Origin of the sequence: Halomonas sp. FeN2 (assembly GCF_020595105.1) — a bacterium.
Lineage (GTDB): Bacteria > Pseudomonadota > Gammaproteobacteria > Pseudomonadales > Halomonadaceae > Vreelandella > Vreelandella neptunia.
Map to the genome: position 1 here is coordinate 4,092,156 of NZ_CP074200.1, position 16,843 is coordinate 4,108,998.

The window sequence follows — 16,843 nt, forward strand, 5'->3', positions numbered from 1 at the left end:
AAATTACCACGTATCAGTAAGAGGAACGGAGGGTGTGGTAGGTGCCTGAGGCACTCGGTGCGGGGCATATTGACGACGATCACCGGCATTGATGTAGTAAATGTTGGACGAAGAGTAGAGAATTCGCTCGCCATCGATAATTTGTGTGGTCACGATGATCTCTTCGTCACCGGTGTGTGTCCAACTACCGCTGGTGGTATCGGCAAGCATGGCGGCGGGGATTAGCCCCAAAGCAGGTTCGGCCCACTGATTATAGGGAATGGTGGCCACGGCGATACCTGCGGTGAGTGCGGTAAAAGCACCGACGGGCGGGCGGATAAAACCACGATCCCGGTGTTCGACGACTTCGACATCAAAGGTGATGTTGGCACTGTTCGCAGTAGGGACGGTGGTTAGGTTAGCGCCACGCGAAACCAGCTCGCTGGTCAGTAGCGCGCGAAAGCCGCGTCCAAATTCACCGCCGCTGTAAGCGTGCAGTGCTTCATTGTCGGGTTCGCTAATGTGTAAATCGCGATTGCGAACGCGCTCGCGTTGCAAAATGCTGGTAGCTTCATGACGGGCCAGCACATCCCAGTGGTGGGCAGCCTGCATACGCTGCTGTTCTGTATAGGGGTAGGTCGTGGCGATCGGCGCTTGGGATGTGTTGGCATAAAAGCAGCCGCTGAGCATTAGGCTTGCCAGCCCCAAACTTACAGGGCGTATGCAATTGGATAATGGAAATAATCTGGGACGAGTGCGCACCTGCTGGTTCCTTTTTCGCTACAAAACGGCTTTTGATAGACTGTTTGCCATGCTTAGCTTGCCATGTCCGATTCAGCGTATCTAATTTCGACGTGTCTAATTTTTAAGCACCTGATTTTGAAGTACCTGGTTCGATATCACTAATTATAAGCGACTGATTTGACATGCCTAGCTTGATGAGCCTGATTCGTCATATTTAGCTAAATCGGCCACGAGGTTAAAAACTTTAATGAGCGATAATACCCATGCTTGAAGATCATCGCGGCGGCCCGCGCCACGATTCGCTAATGTCGGCCTACCATGAAAGTGATAGTGGTAGCGGTTGGATGATCAGCTATCTCGATATAATGACTTTGTTGGTGGCCCTCTTTGTCGTCATTATTGCCGCTTCTGGGCCGATTATCCCTCAGTTGAACCAGGCGAATAGTGTGAACGAGGACGTTGGCACAATATCGCCTACTTTAGGCGTTCCCTTGCCTGATTCTTTGGCTCAGATAAATAATGATCGTGTGAACATTGCTCGGTGGAGTGGGGCAGGGTTGAACCCTATGGCCATTAGTGCGGCACTTGGCGTGGCGGGCTTGCCCAAGTTGACTGATCTTCCTCGACGAGTCAGCTTCGGGGTTCCACCGCTTTTGGCAGCACCGCCGCAGCCTGTCGAGCCGACTTTCTACTTGCCAAAACTGCTGATGCCCGCGGGCAGCGATGATTTTACATCACCCTTGGCTGACTACATGGTGGTGTTAACCGACCGCCCCCCGGTAAATGTACAAGCGGTGAGCGATGAGTCAGTAGCGGGTGCACTTGCGCTAAACCAGGCGCTTTCGGAGCGCGTAGAAGAGTCTACCTATCTGCCCGACCTGGAGGGTGTTGAAGTGTCGCGGGTGGCGGAGGGGATTAGCCTCCGCGTGCAGGATCAACTGCTATTTCCTTCTGCTACGGCTGAGTTGACCGACAACGGCTCGTCACTAGTGGGCAGTTTGTTGGAAACTATTCAGCGCTATGATGGCGAAGTATGGGTTGAGGGGCATTCGGACAGCCAGACCATTAACACCGATGAGTTCTCATCTAACTGGGCGTTGTCGAGCGCCCGCGCCATTGCCATTGTGGAAGCGCTGGAAGCTGAAGGTGTCGATGCTGAACGTTTACGCGCCGTAGGCTTGGCAGCAACAAAACCACTTGAAAGCAATGCCACCGCAGAAGGGCGTGCACGTAATCGGCGGGTTGAGGTGGTTATTCATGTTGAGTAGTAAATACTCACTGTTGCAAGGTTCTATTAAATTGTAGGGGGGGCGCTTCCAGCGCGCGAAGGGGGCCGCAGGCGCCCCTTAGTGTCTTCCGGCTGGAAGCTAGAATGGTCGCGAGCTAAAGCTTCCTCCCACAACACCATACAGCCCCCACAACACCCTACAGCCAGCCCTAAGCCAGAAGCTACTTGTAGGAGGGCGCTTCCAGCGCGCGAAGGGGGCCGCAGGCGCCCCTTAGTGTCTTCCGGCTGGAAGCCAGAATGGTCGCGAGCTAAAGCTCCCTCCCACAACACCCTACAGCCAGCTCTAAGCCAGAAGCGACTTGTAGGAGGGCGCTTCCAGCGCGCGAAGGGGGCCGCAGGCGCCCCTTAGTGTCTTCCGGCTGGAAGCTAGAATGGTCGCGAGCTAAAGCTTCCTCCCACAACACCCTACAGCCAGCACTAAGCCAGAAGCGACTTGTAGGAGGGCGCTTCCAGCGCGCGAAGGGGGCCGCAGGCGCCCCTTAGTGTCTTCCGGCTGGAAGCTAGAATGGTCGCGAGCTAAAGCTTCCTCCCACAACACCCTACAGCCAGCCCTAAGCCAGAAGCGACTTGTAGGAGGGCGCTTCCAGCGCGCGAAGGGTGCCGCAGGCGCCCCTTAGTGTCTTCCGGCTGGAAGCTAGAATGGTCGCGAGCTAAAGCTTCCTTATATGGATCCGTCCCGTTGAGCAAGCAAGCCACGAGATGCACACGGATGAGGACTGCACGCTTATATCCGGCCTTTGATGGTAGCGCGACTACCTGGCCCTGATGGAATGCGCACTCTCTGCTCTTAATCTCCCACGCGGCCTCTCAAGGGGCCTAACAGCTTCACAGAGTGACAGAGAGTCGGTCTTACCTGTGTGCCATCAAATGTCTTACTCACGCAACCTCGGGTGTACTTACTTCAAACGATAATATGACTTTTTCTAAGTACCTCGTAGAGGCAACTGCCTCACTTTTCTAGGCTTGATAAGAGCGTTGATGAGCGAGTATCGACCAGCAAATTCGCGCCATTTTATTCGCGAGGGCCACAATCGCCTTTCGCTGACCTACCCGTGCCGCCAGCCGTATGACCCATTGAGCCAGTCGGTCGGGGTGTTCTTGACGTTGAAACTGCCTCAAAGCCGCCCTGGCACCATGAACGAGTTGGCGCCGCACCTCGCTGTTGCCACGTTTGGTGATGCTTTTTAAGACGTTCTTACCGCCACTTGAGTACTGCCGTGGCACTAAACCAATAGAAGCGCTAAATTGCCGTCCATTAGGGAAACGCTTGGGATCCCCCATATGACTGACGAGCAAGGTGGCATTGACAGGGCCAATGCCAGGAACGCTCATCAGCTGCTTCGTGCAGGGAGAGGCCTGAACATACGCCTCTAGTCGTTTGTCGTACTCGGCGATGCGCGTGTCGAGTGCTAGCCACTCATCTAAGAGGTCATGGATCACGTTGCATAACGTGGCTCCCAACTGATCGTGACGCTCGTCTAGCAATTGGCGTATATCCCCTTGTCGGATAACCCGGTGGCCTTGAGCCACAATAATGCCAACCTCATTTAACAGTCCGCGCAGCTCGTTGCCGACCACCGTCCGAGCACGCACAAGGCGGCTGCGTACCCGGTGCAGTGCTTGTAGCGACTGCTGTTCCTGGGTTTTCACTGTCACGCGCCGTGTCGCCGGGCGTGCAGCCGCTTCGGCGATACCGGCGGCATCGCGTGCATCATTTTTATGCCCCTGAATAAACGGTTTTACGGCTTGTGGAGGGAGCAGTTGTGCATCGTGACCAAGCTGGCTGATCTCACGAGCCCAATAGTGAGCGGAGCCACACGCTTCCATGGCCACGATGCAGGGCGGAAGGTTCGCCATCACTGTTCTCAACTGATCACGTTTGATCTTTTTGCTAAACACTTTATGGCCACTGTCATCAACGGCATGAAGTTGAAAAACATGCTTGGCAAGATCAATACCCACAATGCTAATGTTGTTCATGGATGGATCCTCTTTCAAGATGCCGTCAGTGTTCTGCGCACGTTAGATGAAGTACTTCTTCATCTTGGCACAGAGGGACGGATCCATCCCATTTCCCACAACACCATACAGCCAGCACTAAGCCAGAAGCGACTTGTAGGAGGGCGCTTCTAGCGCGCGAAGGGTGCCGTAGGCGCCCCTTAGTGTCTTCCGGCTGGAAGCCAGAATGGTCGCGAGCTAAAGCTCCCTCCCACAACACCATACAGCCATCACTAAGCCAGAAGCGACTTGTAGGAGGGCGCTTCCAGCGCGCGAAGGGGGCCGCAGGCGCCCCTTAGTGTCTTCCGGCTGGAAGCTAGAATGGTCGCGAGCTAAAGCTTCCTCCCACAACACCCTACAGCCAGCACTAAGCCAGAAGCTACTTGTAGGAGGGCGCTTCCAGCGCGCGAAGGGGGCCGCAGGCGCCCCTTAGTGTCTTCCGGCTGGAAGCCAGAATGGTCGCGAGCTAAAGCTCCCTCCCACAACACCCTACAGCCAGCCCTAAGCCAGAAGCTACTTGTAGGAGGGCGCTTCCAGCGCGCGAAGGGTGCCGCAGGCGCCCCTTAGTGTCTTCCGGCTGGAAGCCAGAATGGTCGCGAGCTAAAGCTCCCTCCCACCACTAGCTTTGGCACCGAGGCAGTTGTCTATTGTAGGAGGGCGCTTCCAGCGCGCGAAGGGGGCCGCAGGCGCCCCTTAGTGTCTTCCGGCTGGAAGCCAGAATGGTCGCGAGCTAAAGCTCCCTCCCACAACACCCTACAGCCAGCGCTAAGCCAGAAGCTACTTGTAGGAGGGCGCTTCCAGCGCGCGAAGGATGCCGTAGGCGCCCCTTAGTGTCTTCCGGCTGGAAGCCAGAATGGTCGCGAGCTAAAGCTTCCTCCCACAACACCATACAGCCAGCACTAAGCCAGAAGCTACTTGTAGGAGGGCGCTTCTAGCGCGCGAAGGGTGCCGTAGGCGCCCCTTAGTGTCTTCCGGCTGGAAGCCAGAATGGTCGCGAGCTAAAGCTTCCTCCCACAACACCCTACAGCCAGCCCTAAGCCAGAAGCTACTTGTAGGAGGGCGCTTCCAGCGCGCGAAGGGGGCCGCAGGCGCCCCTTAGTGTCTTCCGGCTGGAAGCTAGAATGGTCGCGAGCTAAAGCTTCCTCCCACAACACCCTACAGCCAGCTCTAAGCCAGAAGCGACTTGTAGGAGGGCGCTTCCAGCGCGCGAAGGGTGCCGCAGGCGCCCCTTAGTGTCTTCAGGCTGGAAGCTAGAATGGTCGCGAGCTAAAGCTCCCTCCCACAACACCAGACAGCCAGCCCTAAGCCAGAAGCTACTTGTAGGAGGGCGCTTCCAGCGCGCGAAGGGTGCCGTAGGCGCCCCTTAGGTGGGGCAAAAAAAAGCCCGCCGGGGGAGGCGGGCATCAAAGGGCTTGGCTCACTGCAGCCCACTGGAATCAGGTGAGGGGTGTACAGGATCACCAGTGGGTACAATTTCAGTATAGCTATTTATGAGACGTTGCCAAGACCTGTGACGTTTTTTTATAGCTTTATTTTCCCTCGTGATTTTTCTTGCACTTATTTGGTGCGTTAAAACTGCCTCTTTTTGGTGCTTGCGAGTGTTGCGATACATTTTTCCCGCAAAAAAGTCCTGTAACCCTCTGTTGAATCGACACTTCTCTGTTTTGGCTTATGAATTGCTATGCTTTCTATAGCAATTAATAGCTGGCCATAGCTATTTAGGTGTCCGAGACATGACGTCTTAACGAAGCGTTAAGGCCGAAGAGAGGTAGTGCTATGCCTGAATCCGCCCAGTCAACCCCTTCGGTTGATCCTGCTCTGCAGCCACGTCTGGTAGTGACCGATTTAGATGGCTCGCTGCTGGATCATCACAGCTATGACTTCAGTCCCGCGGCTCCCTGGCTTGCCCGCTTAAAGCAGATGGGGGTGCCGGTAATTCCGGTGACCAGTAAAACCCGTGCCGAACTGATTCCGCTGCGCGAAGCCCTGGGTCTCACGGCAACGCCGTTTATTGCTGAAAACGGTGCGGTTATTGGTCTACCGCCAGGCTGGTGCCATGCGCGCTTAGACCGCCCAGGGAGTGGCCGTGATGGCGTCGTTATCAAGCATCCTGGTGTGGATATTGGCTTTATTCGTGCCCGGTTGAAGGTTTGGCGCGAGCGTCTGGGGATTCGTTTCACTCGCATGGGAGAGATGAGCGTAGCTGAGGTGATGGAGCTCACCGGGCTTGATGCGGTTCGCGCCCGGGATGCGCGGCAGCGGGAAGGTAGTGAGCCGCTGCTGTGGCAGGACTCCGAGGCAGCTCTAGAGACGTTTCGCACCGCTTTAGAAGGGGATGGGCTACAGCTTACTCAAGGCGGGCGCTTTTGGCATGTGATGGGACTTTCCGCCGATAAAGGAAGTGCCGTTGAGTGGCTGGTTAAACGTTTCACGGCGTTAAGAGGCCGAACGCCTCTTTCATTGGGGTTAGGGGATGGGCCAAACGATATCACCATGCTCGAAGCGGTGGATCAAGCGGTGGTAATTCGAGGTTGCCATGACTTAGCCGTAGAACCCTGCAACGCTTCTATTTACCGCACGGATGCAACAGGGCCTACCGGCTGGGCCGAGGGGGTGGTCTACTGGTGGGGGCGAGATGACCGCCGTTTAGCGACGGCGGAGAAGAGAGATGTCGTGATCCTTTGAGTACAGTTCTTTGAGTCCAGTACTTTGACTCCAGTACTTTGAATCCAGGGAGGTAAGCGCATGAGTGACTTTCATCAAAACGGTATTATTACGGACTTTCACAACCTTACCCGGCGCTCGGTGGAAGCGCTTGAACAAGAGCTGTGCCAGTTTGCTCGACGGCGTCCAATGGGGCTGATTTTGCCGTCGCTTTTTTCTGAGCTGGAAGGGCCGGCGCTGTCAGCAATCGTCGATGAGCTGGTTAAAGTCCCGTACCTCAATGAAATTGTCATTGGCCTGGATCGAGCCGATCGCGAGCAATTTTTATATGCTCGGGAATTTTTCTCACGCCTGCCGCAGCACACGCGCATCTTATGGAACGATGGCCCACGGCTGCGTGCCCTGGATGCGGAGCTGGAAGAGCACGGTTTAGGCGCGTTAGAGCCTGGTAAAGGGCGCAATGTGTGGTATTGCGCAGGCTATATGCTGTCATCAGGGCGCTCGACGGTAGTAGGGCTTCACGACTGCGATATTTTGACCTATGAGCGGGGGCTACTTGCGCGCTTGATGTATCCCGTGGCGCACCCTAATTTCAACTACAGCTTCTGCAAAGGTTATTACCCGCGTATTGCCGAGGGCAAGCTAAATGGTCGCGTCTCTCGACTATTAGTCACGCCGTTGCTGCGGGCGCTTAAAACGGTTTGCGGGCCGATGCCCTACCTCGATTATCTGGATAGCTTTCGCTACCCGCTGTCAGGTGAGTTTGCGATGCGTAGTGAAGTGCTCGAGGGGATTCGTATGCCCGCAGACTGGGGGCTGGAAATTGGCGTTTTGTCGGAGTTACAGCGCAACTACTCCCTGCGCCAGCTCTGCCAGGTGGATATTGCCGATGCCTACGACCACAAGCATCAGCCGGTTAGCGAAGATGATCCTGATAGCGGCTTAAACCGCATGAGCCTGGATATTTCAAAAGCGCTCTATCGCAAACTAGCTACCCAGGGGGTTACCTTTAGCAGCGAAGACTTCCGCACGCTTAAAGCCACCTACTACCGCTTTGCGCTGGATTTGATCGAAGCCTATGACCACGATGCGACGATGAACGGTCTAAGTCTTGATCGTCACAGCGAAGAGCAGGCCGTGGAGCTGTTTGCCAGTAACCTGCTCGAAGCGGGCAATCTTTTTATGGATAACCCGCGAGAGCGACCTTTTATCCCCAGCTGGAATCGTGTTCAGGCCGCGGTGCCGGATCTGCTCACGCGCATGCACGAGGCAGTAGAACTGGATAACCAGGGTAAGGTTTAGGCGTTTCCTGCACGATATAGACAATAAAAGGCCAGCTACCCAAGGGGAGTTGGCCTTTTTTGTCTCGTATTCACTCAGTGTGGAATTATCCCCGCTAGGAAAATAGCTAAACCTGTGGGAGATATCTAAACCTGTGGGAGGGAGCTTTAGCTCGCGAATGTTCAGGCACTTCGCCAGCTTAACCTAAGGGGTGCTTTCAACACCCTTCGCGCGCTATAAGCGCCTTCCCACAACATCTAGATAGCTGAGTGGTTTCACTCAGCGGATATTGAGACTAAAAATCGCTGTCCTGGTAGGCTGCCCGCGGGGCAGGGGAAGAGGCTGGCAGACTTGCATGTGCATGCCCAGCGCTCTGGTTAATGCGGAAGTGAGCAACCAACTGACGCAGCTGGGCGCTGAGCTGTGCGAGCGTTTGAGTGGCGTGGTTACTCTGTTGCACCAGGCTGGCATTTTGCTGGGTCATTTGATCCATTTGCGTTACCGCCTGGTTGACCTGCTCAATGCCGCTGCTCTGCTCAATGGTGGCTGCAGAGATTTCCTGAACCAGTGTGCTGAGCTGTTTAATGTCAGCGACCATGCCATTGATCACATCCCCGGTGTCACTTACTTGGCGGCTACCTTCCACCACTTTGCTATCCGACGCTTCGATCAGCGTTTTGATCTCTTGGGCGGCGGCAGCCGAGCGGCTGGCTAGCTGACGAACCTCATTGGCAACCACGGCAAAACCACGGCCCTGATCGCCTGCGCGCGCGGCTTCCACCGAGGCGTTTAGGGCCAAAATGTTGGTTTGGAAGGCGATCCCGTCAATGGTGTTAACGATGCTGCTCATTTGAGTGGCGCTTTCGTTAATCGTCGCCATGGTGGTGATCACCGTTGACATCGAGTCACTGCCGCGCTGCGCACTGTCGGCCGCTCGGGTGGCAAGCGTACGCGCGTGATCGGCGTGCTCGGCATTTTGCTTAACCGTGGCGGTAAGCTGCTCCATGCTGGAGGCCGTTTCGGCTAATGAAGCTGCCTGCTGTTCGGTACGGGTGGAAAGCTCTTCGTTAACGCCAACGATCTGCTCTACGCCACTGTTGACCTGACTCGCGCCGAGGTGGATATCGCCAATCGTCTCAGCGAGTGCCTCGCGCATGCGATTGATATTAAAAAGTAGGCTCTGCTGATCCTTTGGTGAAAGTTGAGTAACTTGGGTCAGGTCGCCATCAGCGATATGTCGCACTACGCTGGCGGCGTAGCGTGGGTCACCGCCTAAACGACGAGAAACATCACGAATAACCCACCCCATCAGCAGCGTTACCGGAAGGCCAATGATCAGCAGTATGACTATCGAGCGAATCAAACCGGCAATAAAGGCAGCGTTAATATCATCGACATAAACACCGGTCGCCAGTGACCAATCCCACTCGGGAAGGTGTGCTACATAACTGGTTTTCGGCAACTGCTCATCGCCACCCGCGCGGGTAGAGTAGTAGTCAACGTGGCCACCGCCTGTTTGGGCGACACGCAGCAATTCTGGGTATAGCGCCATACCGCTGGCATCTTCATAGTTGGTCATGTCAGTGCCGGGGTCACGGCTGGGGTGGGAGATAATAAGTAAGTCATCGTTGAAAGAGAAAATATACTCACCAGCCCCAAAGCTAACGGTGGACATATTATCAATGGCACGCTGTTGCGCTTCGTCCAGGCTTAGCTCACCGGCGGCGACCCGCTCTTGCAGGGCTTCGATTTGGCTTTGCACGCTTTCCACCACGTACTGAATGCTGTCGCGGCGTTCATTCTCGATTGTCTGGCGGTTTTCCCAGGCCAGCCAGCCAACCAAAAGCAGCATGGCAACCCAGATAATACCCAGCGTTCCCCAGAGTTTTTGTGTGGTTGTTAAGTGAGTCATGTTCTTCCTAGTTATTGTAATGAAGTAAGGAACCCATTCCCTATTCGTTCACTATCGGCCTAAACAGAGCAGACCTTAGCGAAATACCTGACGAACGCTATTTTGCGCATAGCTATATTGTGGATAGTAGCACCTTTATATTCTAAAATGATCTAAATATAGAACGAAAAATGAACTATGCTGTCCCTACCGTATGAGAATGAGATTTCCACCCCATGGGAGACAGCGATGCAACGCCCAATCGTTACGCACTTTTTTGATGAGCCCACGAACACCTTTAGCTATGTCGTTCAAGACCCCGATAGCCGTGCCTGCGCGATCATAGATTCGGTGCTCGACTTTGATTATGCCGCTGGGCGAACCGACGTGCGATCCGCTGACAACATCATCGCCTTTATTCGCGAGCACGATCTCGATGTTGTCTGGATTTTGGAGACCCATGTACATGCCGACCACCTCTCGGCGGCGCCTTACCTGCATGAGCAGTTAGGCGGTAAAACCGGCATTGGTGCCAACATAGTGAAGGTGCAGGAGATCTTCGGTAAGGCGTTCAACGCGGGCAGTGAGTTCGCCCGGGATGGCAGCCAATTTGATGCGCTGTTCGAAGAAGGGAATACCTTCACGATTGGCCAATTACAAGGCCGTGTGCTGCATACCCCAGGGCATACGCCAGCTTGTTTAACCTACGTAGTGGGCGATGCCGCTTTTGTCGGCGATACGCTATTTATGCCGGATTATGGCACCGCGCGGTGCGACTTCCCCGGCGGTGATGCGCGCACCCTGTATCACTCTATTCAAAAAGTGTTAGCGCTTCCCGAGCAGACGCGATTGTTTTTATGTCACGACTATAAAGCCACTGGTCGCGATACCTTTCAGCATGAAACCAGCGTGGCGGAACAGCGTAGTGAGAATGTCCATGTTCATGAAGGCATCAGCGAAGACGAGTTTGTGAAGATGCGCACCGAGCGTGACGCCACCTTAGGCATGCCACGGCTCATTATTCCTTCTGTGCAGGTCAATATGCGTGCGGGGGAGCTGCCTCCAGCGGAAGAGAATGGCACCGTCTATCTCAAAGTGCCGATTAATTTTTTCTAACCGTTTCTATTTTTTTAACCTGTGAAAGCGGAATGCTTGGGAGACAGTAGTGGATTGGACAGCAGGCTTACAAGGGCTGGTTGGGGGTGTGTTGATCGGGCTTTCTGCTACCTGGCTGATGGCAACGCTGGGGCGTATCGCCGGTATCAGTGGCATCGTGGGCAATTTGATAACCCAATGCCCCAAGGGCGATAGCGCTTGGCGAGTGGCTTTTCTGTTAGGGCTGATAAGCGGCCCGCTTCTGCTTATGGCGCTAGGTGGTGGTTTAGGCAACGTTGCCGAAAGCCCTGGCCAGGTGATTGGCGCACCAGTAGGAGACGTAGGGTTAATGCTGGTGGCTGGGCTGTTGGTGGGTGTGGGCACCGGATTGGGCAGTGGCTGCACCAGCGGCCATGGCGTATGTGGCCTGGCGCGTTTGGCACCACGCTCTATGGCAGCCACCGGTATGTTTTTGCTGACGGCGCTAGTGACCGTTTACATCTCGCGCCACTTGCTAGGTTTAGGTGGCGTTCAATGAATAGTTCAATGAGTCAGTCAAACAAGAGCAATTGGATGAAAACAGCGGCGGGCTATGCGGCGGGGCTACTTTTCGGTATCGGCCTGGCTGTTTCAGGCATGACCGACCCCGCGCGAGTAGTGGGGTTTCTAGACGTAGCGGGCGCCTGGGATCCAACGCTGATGTTCGTATTGGGCGGGGCCGTCATCACCACCTTTGTTGGTTATCGGCTGGTATTCAAGCGTACTGCACCATTGTTGGGTGGCGTCTTTCAGTTGCCGACCAAACGTGAGTTGGACGCAAAGTTGTTAGGGGGCGCTGCCCTGTTCGGCATCGGCTGGGGGCTTTCCGGCTACTGCCCAGGGCCGGCGATTGCCTCCATCGGCGGTCTTTCGTTACCGCTATTGGCCATGCTGGTGACAATGGTGTTGGGGTGGTTTGTTGCTAAGCGTCTCGCCTAGCCATTCGTCCTTATTCGACGATTGCCATGCCTACGCCCTTGCCATCACGGCAAGGGCGTTTTTATTTGTCTTAACGCTGGGTTAATGCCCGTCAGCCATGCTGATGGGTAATAAATAGGAAACCGCTATGCACGTCTTGTTGATTGAAGATGACCCGCTGGTTGCTTCGGGTATACGCGCTGGATTAATGACCTTCGATTTCGTGGTTGATCACGTCTCTACGGTGAACGCTGCCCGTCAGGCGATGCGAACGGTGGCCAGTGATGTGGTCATTCTTGATCGCGGATTGCCCGATGGCGATGGCCTTCAATTGTTGGCCGAGTGGCGTGAGCAGGGTAACGACGTTCCCGTGCTGGTGTTAACCGCTAGGGATGCGGTGCGTGACCGGGTGGATGGACTGCAGGGCGGCGCCGATGACTATCTGGTGAAACCTTTCGATTTAGATGAGTTGGTAGCGCGTTTGCACGCTTTGCTTCGCCGGGTAGCAGGGCGCAGCAGCGGCCTGATTGCCCACGGCGCACTCAGCTTAGATCCAACGGCTCGGGAGGTCTACGTCGATGAACAGCTGATTATGCTGTCTCGCCGGGAGCTGGTGCTGCTTGAAACCTTCCTGCAATCGCCACGCAGCGTCCTGTCAGCCGACCAACTCAAAGATAGCCTTTACGGTATGAACGACGATGTTGAGAGCAATGCGCTGAATGTGCATATCCACCATCTGCGTCGCAAGCTGGGCAGCGGCGTGATTGAAACAGTGCGCGGGCTTGGCTATCGGTTGGGCAAACCCGAAGCGGTACATGTGGCTGGTACGCCCTACAAGGGGCAGCTATGAGTTTACGCGCGCGCTTGCTGCTGACTCTGGGGTTAACGCTGGCACTGCTCTGGGGTGTGGCGGCGGCGTGGCTGATGCGCGACCTGGAAGAGAAGTTTGTGGAAACCCTGGATCAGCGCTTAGCGCAGTCGGCAAGAATGGTGGCCGGGTTAGTCCTGCAGCTGCCGTTTGACGTATGGGAGGATGCCGAGCATCCAGTGCTGTCTATTCCGCCCATTGAGGGGCTGGCCTGCCAAGTGCACTCGCCCCAAGGCGAAATCATGGCGCGCACCCATGCCGACATGGACGCTATTCTCGCCCCGGGAGAGGGCGGCCACACTTATCGCCAGGCAGGCGATGTGACCTGGCGGGTATTTACCTACGAGCGCGGTGGCATTGTGATTACCACCGCTGATCGTATGGATGAGCGCGATATGCTGCTTAGCGGCGTTATACGCATGACCGTGGTGCCCTTTATCGTAGCGCTGGTGGGCAGCATGTTTGCGCTTTGGCTGGGAGTTTGGCGTGGCTTAGCACCGCTAACACGGCTGCGCGAATCGCTTGCCAATCGCCACCCCGATGCGCTGGCCCCGGTCGCCACCTACGGCCTACCCAAAGAGATACGGCCACTGATTGAGACCCTTAATGCGCTCTTGGCGCGCGTACAGCAAACCATTATCCGTGAGCAGCGCTTTACCAACGATGCCGCCCACGAACTGCGCACACCGCTTACTGCGATCAAAACCCACCTGCAAGTGGCTCGCCGGGTCGAAGGTCAGGCCGCAATAACATCGCTCAACTATGCTGAAGAGGGCGTGGTGCGGTTGAGCTCAACCCTTGACCAACTGCTCACGCTGGCCCGTGTAGAGGGGCGTGTGCGCTTTGATGATGGTGAGGCTAGCCGCGTTGCGGATGTGGCAGAACACGCCCTGGCGGATAGCCAACACGACACATCAGCCCGCTTTATAGTCCCGCCCCATTGGCCTGATGTCGCTCTTGCGATGCCCCGCGAACTGGCTATCACCGCGCTGCGTAATCTGCTCGATAACGCTATTAGCCATGGGCCCGCCAATGCCCCCGTTACCTTTGGTGCGCAGTGGGAGCCAGGGGAGCGTCATCTTACCTTTAGCGTTAGCGACCAAGGCCCAGGTGTTGATGGCGCGACGCTTGAACAATTAACGCAACGATTCTGGCGCGCCAGTAAACAGCAGGGCAGTGGGCTGGGGTTAGCCATTGTGGCAGCTATCGCCGAACGCTTTGGTGGCGAAGTGACGTTTGTCAGCCCTGCTGAAGGTGGTTTTACCGCCCGCCTGGTGGTGCCAGTGGCGGGTAGCTGACAACGATAACGCAAGGGAGAAACCGAGATGAATAAAAAATGCTTAAGCAGGTTTGGCCTGCTGATAGGGATTAGCTTAGTCACCGGAGGCGCGCTGGCGCAGCAGGGTGACGCGGAGCGAGGCCAGGCTGCAGCGGCGACCTGCACAGCCTGTCATCAGGCCGATGGCAGCGGTATGAATGTGCCCAACGGTGAGTCATGGCCGCGCTTAGCCGGGCTGAATGCCGACTATATCGCTAAGCAGTTGCACGACTTTAAAGCCGGGCAGCGTCAAAACGCGACCATGGTGACGTTTGCCAATATGCTCGACGATCAGCAGATAGCCGATGTTGCCGAATACTATAGCCAAATGCCGGTAACGCCGGGGCAAGGCGGCGATGAGGCCGAAGAAGCGCTGCTGGCGCGGGGGCAACAGCTTGCCGAACGCGGCGATTGGAACGCTTACATTGTTTCCTGCCAAAGCTGCCACGGGCCCGGTGGTACGGGCGTTGGCAGTACCTTCCCAGGTGTCGCCAGCCAGCATGCTGGCTATATCAGCGCTCAGTTGACGGCGTGGAAAAACGAGACGCGCAGCAACGACCCGCAGAATCTCATGGGGGCCATTGCCAAACGCATGAGCGATAACGACATTCAGGCGGTGTCTGCCTGGTATGCCACGCAACCCGGTTCAGAAGAACAGGAGACAGCACAATGATCATCTGTCGTCGCTCCCTCGTCATAACGCTGACCGGCTGCTCGCTTGGGTTCGGTACCGTTTATACGGCCACGGTTTTTGCCCAGCCGGAAGAGCGCCCAGATGCTGCGCTGAATATGCTGGTACACGAGCCCCCCACCATGGAAGACCTTGAGAATTCCGAACTTCATCCGGAGCTGAAGAAAGTCATCCGCTATGGGCATGATCTATTCACCAATACGCAGCAGTTGCGTGGTGAGAACGTGTTCAATGATATGAACTGCTCTAGCTGTCATTTGGGCGAAGGGCGGGTGCCGTTCAGTGCGCCAGTGTGGGCCGCGGCTATCACGCTGCCGGATTTCCGTGGTAAGAATCAGCATGTGAATAACCTGGAAGAGCGTATCGCAGGCTGCTTTGCTTACTCCATGAACGGCGTGCCACCGGAGTATGGCAGCGATGAAATGCTGGCGCTGAGCGCCTACCATCAGTGGCTGGCCACCGGTGCGCCGATGTATCCAGACAAACCGATCTATGGGCGTGGCTTCCCCGCGCCGGATGAGCCAGCTGAAGAGCCCGACTACGCTAGAGGCGAAGCGGCTTACCAGCAAAATTGTTCGATATGCCATCAGAACGATGGCTCTGGCCACTATGAAAACGGCGAATACGTATTTCCAGCCCCTTGGGGCGACGGCTCAAATAATTGGGGCGCGGGGATCGCGCGAGTAGAAACCATGGCGGGCTTTATTTACCAAAATATGCCGCTTGGTCAGCCGCGGTCGCTCAGCGATCAAGACGCCTGGGATATTGCTTACTACATAAACAGCCAAGAGCGCCCCCAAGACCCCCGCTATACGGGCGATGTCGCCGAGACAGCCGAGCGCTTCGGCTCGACCTTTCATAACCGCTCACTGTACGGGCAAACCCGCGAACACGACGGCCATGTACTCGGTGACCACGACAACTTCGGGGAGAAGGGCGACATTAAACCCTGGAACGTCGGGATGCCGAGGTTTGAAAACCTTTCCGAGGAGTAGCAATAAGAGAAAGAGCATACAGTTCACAAGGTTTGGTCTTCTAGCTAGCTTGACCTCAAGGGGGCCTTCCGGCCCCTTCGCGCGCTGGAAGCGCCCTCCTACAATAGGCAACTGCCCTGGTGCAAAAAGTTAGCGGTGGGAGGCAGCTTTAGCTCGCGACCATTTTGGCTTCCAGCCGGAAGACACTAAGGGGCGCCAGCGGCACCCTTCGCGCGCTAGAAGCGCCCTTCCACAATAGACAACTGCCCCGGTGCCCAAAGTCAGTAGTGGGAGGGAGCTTTAGCTCGCGATGATTACGGCGCTTCGCTACCCATCATCTCGATCAGCCGCTCATCACTGGGCATACCTTGAATGCGGTCAAGACGCACGTTGCCGTTCTCTGTTTCCCGCTGAAAAACCGAGGTGGGGGTGGCATACAGCCCCAGCTCCTCGAACAGCTGGTTATTGGTATACACCTGTTCTTCAATTTCCCTTGGTTGGGCGCTGGCTTCGATTTCCTGCTGGCCACTTTCATGGGCATGCAGCGTTGCTGCCGGATCGTCGGCGCCGAGTAGGGCGGCTGCTTTTCCAGGGCTGTCGGGCGCTAAGATACCGACCATGATATGACGTAGCTGCACCTTACCTGCTTCCACCCAGGGGCGAACGTCTTGCCAAAGCTGGCGGCAGTAGGGGCAGTTGGCGTCCGTGAAGGTGTAAATCACCCGGGGAGCATCAACGTTGCCATCTTGAATCCAGTGGCTTTCGCTTAATAGCTGCCAGGTTTGTTCCTCTAGCGGTGCCCGTACATGCTCATCCAACTGCGCTTCGGTAAGGTCATTACCCTCGCTATCCATTAGCGTACCCACCACGGCGTGCTCGCCATCTGGTGTCAGGTAAATCGCCATGTCCTGGCCCTGCACGCTGGCACCGTAGCCGCGCAACCCGCCGGGGGCATCGAATTGGCCATGAATCTCTAAGCCTTGATCGGCCAGTGCCTGGATGGGGGCGGGGAGCTCGTCGGCAGCGATCGCAGAGGTGCCCACCAATCCTACCAGTAACAAAAAGCCGCTAATGGTGTTTCGGGTTAATTGCATT

14 protein-coding genes are annotated in these 16,843 nt (G+C 56.0%); 10 read left to right on the forward strand and 4 right to left on the reverse strand.

Translation table 11 applies throughout. The features are described 5' to 3' along the window. Nucleotides 1-3: 3 nt before the first annotated feature. On the reverse strand, nt 4-669 hold the full coding sequence (locus KF947_RS18815) for a hypothetical protein (protein ID WP_227404784.1): 666 nt from the start codon (nt 667-669) through the stop codon (nt 4-6). Nucleotides 670-986: 317 nt separating this feature from the next. Between KF947_RS18815 and KF947_RS18820 the strand changes: the two genes are divergently transcribed. Further along, nucleotides 987-1,991 carry an OmpA family protein gene (locus tag KF947_RS18820; protein WP_133730262.1) on the forward strand — a complete coding sequence of 335 codons (1,005 nt, stop codon included), beginning with the start codon at nt 987-989 and terminating at the stop codon, nt 1,989-1,991. 977 nt (nt 1,992-2,968) lie between these two features. Here the strand turns inward: KF947_RS18820 and KF947_RS18825 are convergent. Then, nucleotides 2,969-3,991: an IS110 family transposase gene (locus KF947_RS18825; protein WP_227404785.1), complete on the reverse strand. Its 1,023-nt coding sequence runs from the start codon at nt 3,989-3,991 to the stop codon at nt 2,969-2,971. A gap of 1,794 nt (nt 3,992-5,785) precedes the next feature. On the opposite strand from KF947_RS18825, the gene KF947_RS18830 reads away from it, so the two are divergent. Both KF947_RS18830 and KF947_RS18835 read left to right on the forward strand, forming a co-directional pair. After that, a complete protein-coding gene (locus KF947_RS18830; protein WP_227404786.1) occupies nt 5,786-6,694 on the forward strand; it encodes an HAD-IIB family hydrolase in 909 nt (302 codons plus the stop codon). 60 nt (nt 6,695-6,754) lie between these two features. Then, complete coding sequence (locus KF947_RS18835; RefSeq protein ID WP_009288458.1) at nt 6,755-7,975, forward strand: hypothetical protein; 1,221 nt, start codon at nt 6,755-6,757, stop codon at nt 7,973-7,975. A 274-nt stretch (nt 7,976-8,249) separates the two neighbouring features. On the opposite strand, the gene htc2 is transcribed toward KF947_RS18835, so the two are convergent. Next, the gene (htc2, locus tag KF947_RS18840) at nt 8,250-9,866 is read right to left on the reverse strand and encodes a methyl-accepting chemotaxis protein Htc2 (RefSeq protein ID WP_227404787.1); all 1,617 of its coding nucleotides are present in this window, start codon (nt 9,864-9,866) and stop codon (nt 8,250-8,252) included. 228 nt (nt 9,867-10,094) lie between these two features. Here htc2 and KF947_RS18845 point away from each other — a divergent pair, with 228 nt between their 5' ends. From KF947_RS18845 to KF947_RS18875, 7 genes are all read left to right on the forward strand, one after another. Further along, the gene (locus tag KF947_RS18845; RefSeq protein WP_227404788.1) at nt 10,095-10,961 is read left to right on the forward strand and encodes an MBL fold metallo-hydrolase; all 867 of its coding nucleotides are present in this window, start codon (nt 10,095-10,097) and stop codon (nt 10,959-10,961) included. 49 nt (nt 10,962-11,010) lie between these two features. Beyond that, a complete protein-coding gene (locus KF947_RS18850; RefSeq protein WP_227404789.1) occupies nt 11,011-11,478 on the forward strand; it encodes a YeeE/YedE family protein in 468 nt (155 codons plus the stop codon). 35 nt (nt 11,479-11,513) lie between these two features. Continuing rightward, nucleotides 11,514-11,918 carry a DUF6691 family protein gene (locus KF947_RS18855; protein WP_133730268.1) on the forward strand — a complete coding sequence of 135 codons (405 nt, stop codon included), beginning with the start codon at nt 11,514-11,516 and terminating at the stop codon, nt 11,916-11,918. A 127-nt stretch (nt 11,919-12,045) separates the two neighbouring features. Beyond that, nucleotides 12,046-12,747: a response regulator gene (locus tag KF947_RS18860; RefSeq protein WP_227404790.1), complete on the forward strand. Its 702-nt coding sequence runs from the start codon at nt 12,046-12,048 to the stop codon at nt 12,745-12,747. Continuing rightward, nucleotides 12,744-14,063 carry an ATP-binding protein gene (locus KF947_RS18865; protein WP_227404791.1) on the forward strand — a complete coding sequence of 440 codons (1,320 nt, stop codon included), beginning with the start codon at nt 12,744-12,746 and terminating at the stop codon, nt 14,061-14,063. The genes KF947_RS18860 and KF947_RS18865 overlap by 4 nt, the downstream gene beginning before the upstream one ends. Nucleotides 14,064-14,090: 27 nt before the next feature. Beyond that, nucleotides 14,091-14,756 (forward strand): c-type cytochrome, encoded by a 666-nt coding sequence (locus KF947_RS18870; protein ID WP_227404792.1) that lies wholly within the window; start codon nt 14,091-14,093, stop codon nt 14,754-14,756. Then, nucleotides 14,753-15,769: a c-type cytochrome gene (locus KF947_RS18875; RefSeq protein WP_227404793.1), complete on the forward strand. Its 1,017-nt coding sequence runs from the start codon at nt 14,753-14,755 to the stop codon at nt 15,767-15,769. The genes KF947_RS18870 and KF947_RS18875 overlap by 4 nt, the downstream gene beginning before the upstream one ends. A gap of 293 nt (nt 15,770-16,062) precedes the next feature. Here the strand turns inward: KF947_RS18875 and dsbG are convergent, their stop codons facing one another. Beyond that, the gene (gene dsbG, locus KF947_RS18880; RefSeq protein ID WP_227404794.1) at nt 16,063-16,842 is read right to left on the reverse strand and encodes a thiol:disulfide interchange protein DsbG; all 780 of its coding nucleotides are present in this window, start codon (nt 16,840-16,842) and stop codon (nt 16,063-16,065) included. Between the last annotated feature and the right edge of the window lies 1 nt (nt 16,843).

Bases quoted from the DNA above. Each gene is read 5' to 3' on its own strand.
- htc2 (WP_227404787.1), bottom strand. From the start codon at position 9,866: ATGACTCACTTAACAACCACACAAAAACTCTGGGGAACGCTGGGTATT.
- KF947_RS18855 (WP_133730268.1), top strand. From the start codon at position 11,514: ATGAAAACAGCGGCGGGCTATGCGGCGGGGCTACTTTTCGGTATCGGC.
- KF947_RS18860 (WP_227404790.1), top strand. From the start codon at position 12,046: ATGCACGTCTTGTTGATTGAAGATGACCCGCTGGTTGCTTCGGGTATA.
- KF947_RS18830 (WP_227404786.1), top strand. From the start codon at position 5,786: ATGCCTGAATCCGCCCAGTCAACCCCTTCGGTTGATCCTGCTCTGCAG.
- KF947_RS18870 (WP_227404792.1), top strand. From the start codon at position 14,091: ATGAATAAAAAATGCTTAAGCAGGTTTGGCCTGCTGATAGGGATTAGC.
- KF947_RS18825 (WP_227404785.1), bottom strand. From the start codon at position 3,991: ATGAACAACATTAGCATTGTGGGTATTGATCTTGCCAAGCATGTTTTT.
- KF947_RS18865 (WP_227404791.1), top strand. From the start codon at position 12,744: ATGAGTTTACGCGCGCGCTTGCTGCTGACTCTGGGGTTAACGCTGGCA.
- KF947_RS18875 (WP_227404793.1), top strand. From the start codon at position 14,753: ATGATCATCTGTCGTCGCTCCCTCGTCATAACGCTGACCGGCTGCTCG.
- KF947_RS18835 (WP_009288458.1), top strand. From the start codon at position 6,755: ATGAGTGACTTTCATCAAAACGGTATTATTACGGACTTTCACAACCTT.
- dsbG (WP_227404794.1), bottom strand. From the start codon at position 16,842: ATGCAATTAACCCGAAACACCATTAGCGGCTTTTTGTTACTGGTAGGA.
- KF947_RS18815 (WP_227404784.1), bottom strand. From the start codon at position 669: ATGCTCAGCGGCTGCTTTTATGCCAACACATCCCAAGCGCCGATCGCC.
- KF947_RS18845 (WP_227404788.1), top strand. From the start codon at position 10,095: ATGCAACGCCCAATCGTTACGCACTTTTTTGATGAGCCCACGAACACC.
- KF947_RS18820 (WP_133730262.1), top strand. From the start codon at position 987: ATGCTTGAAGATCATCGCGGCGGCCCGCGCCACGATTCGCTAATGTCG.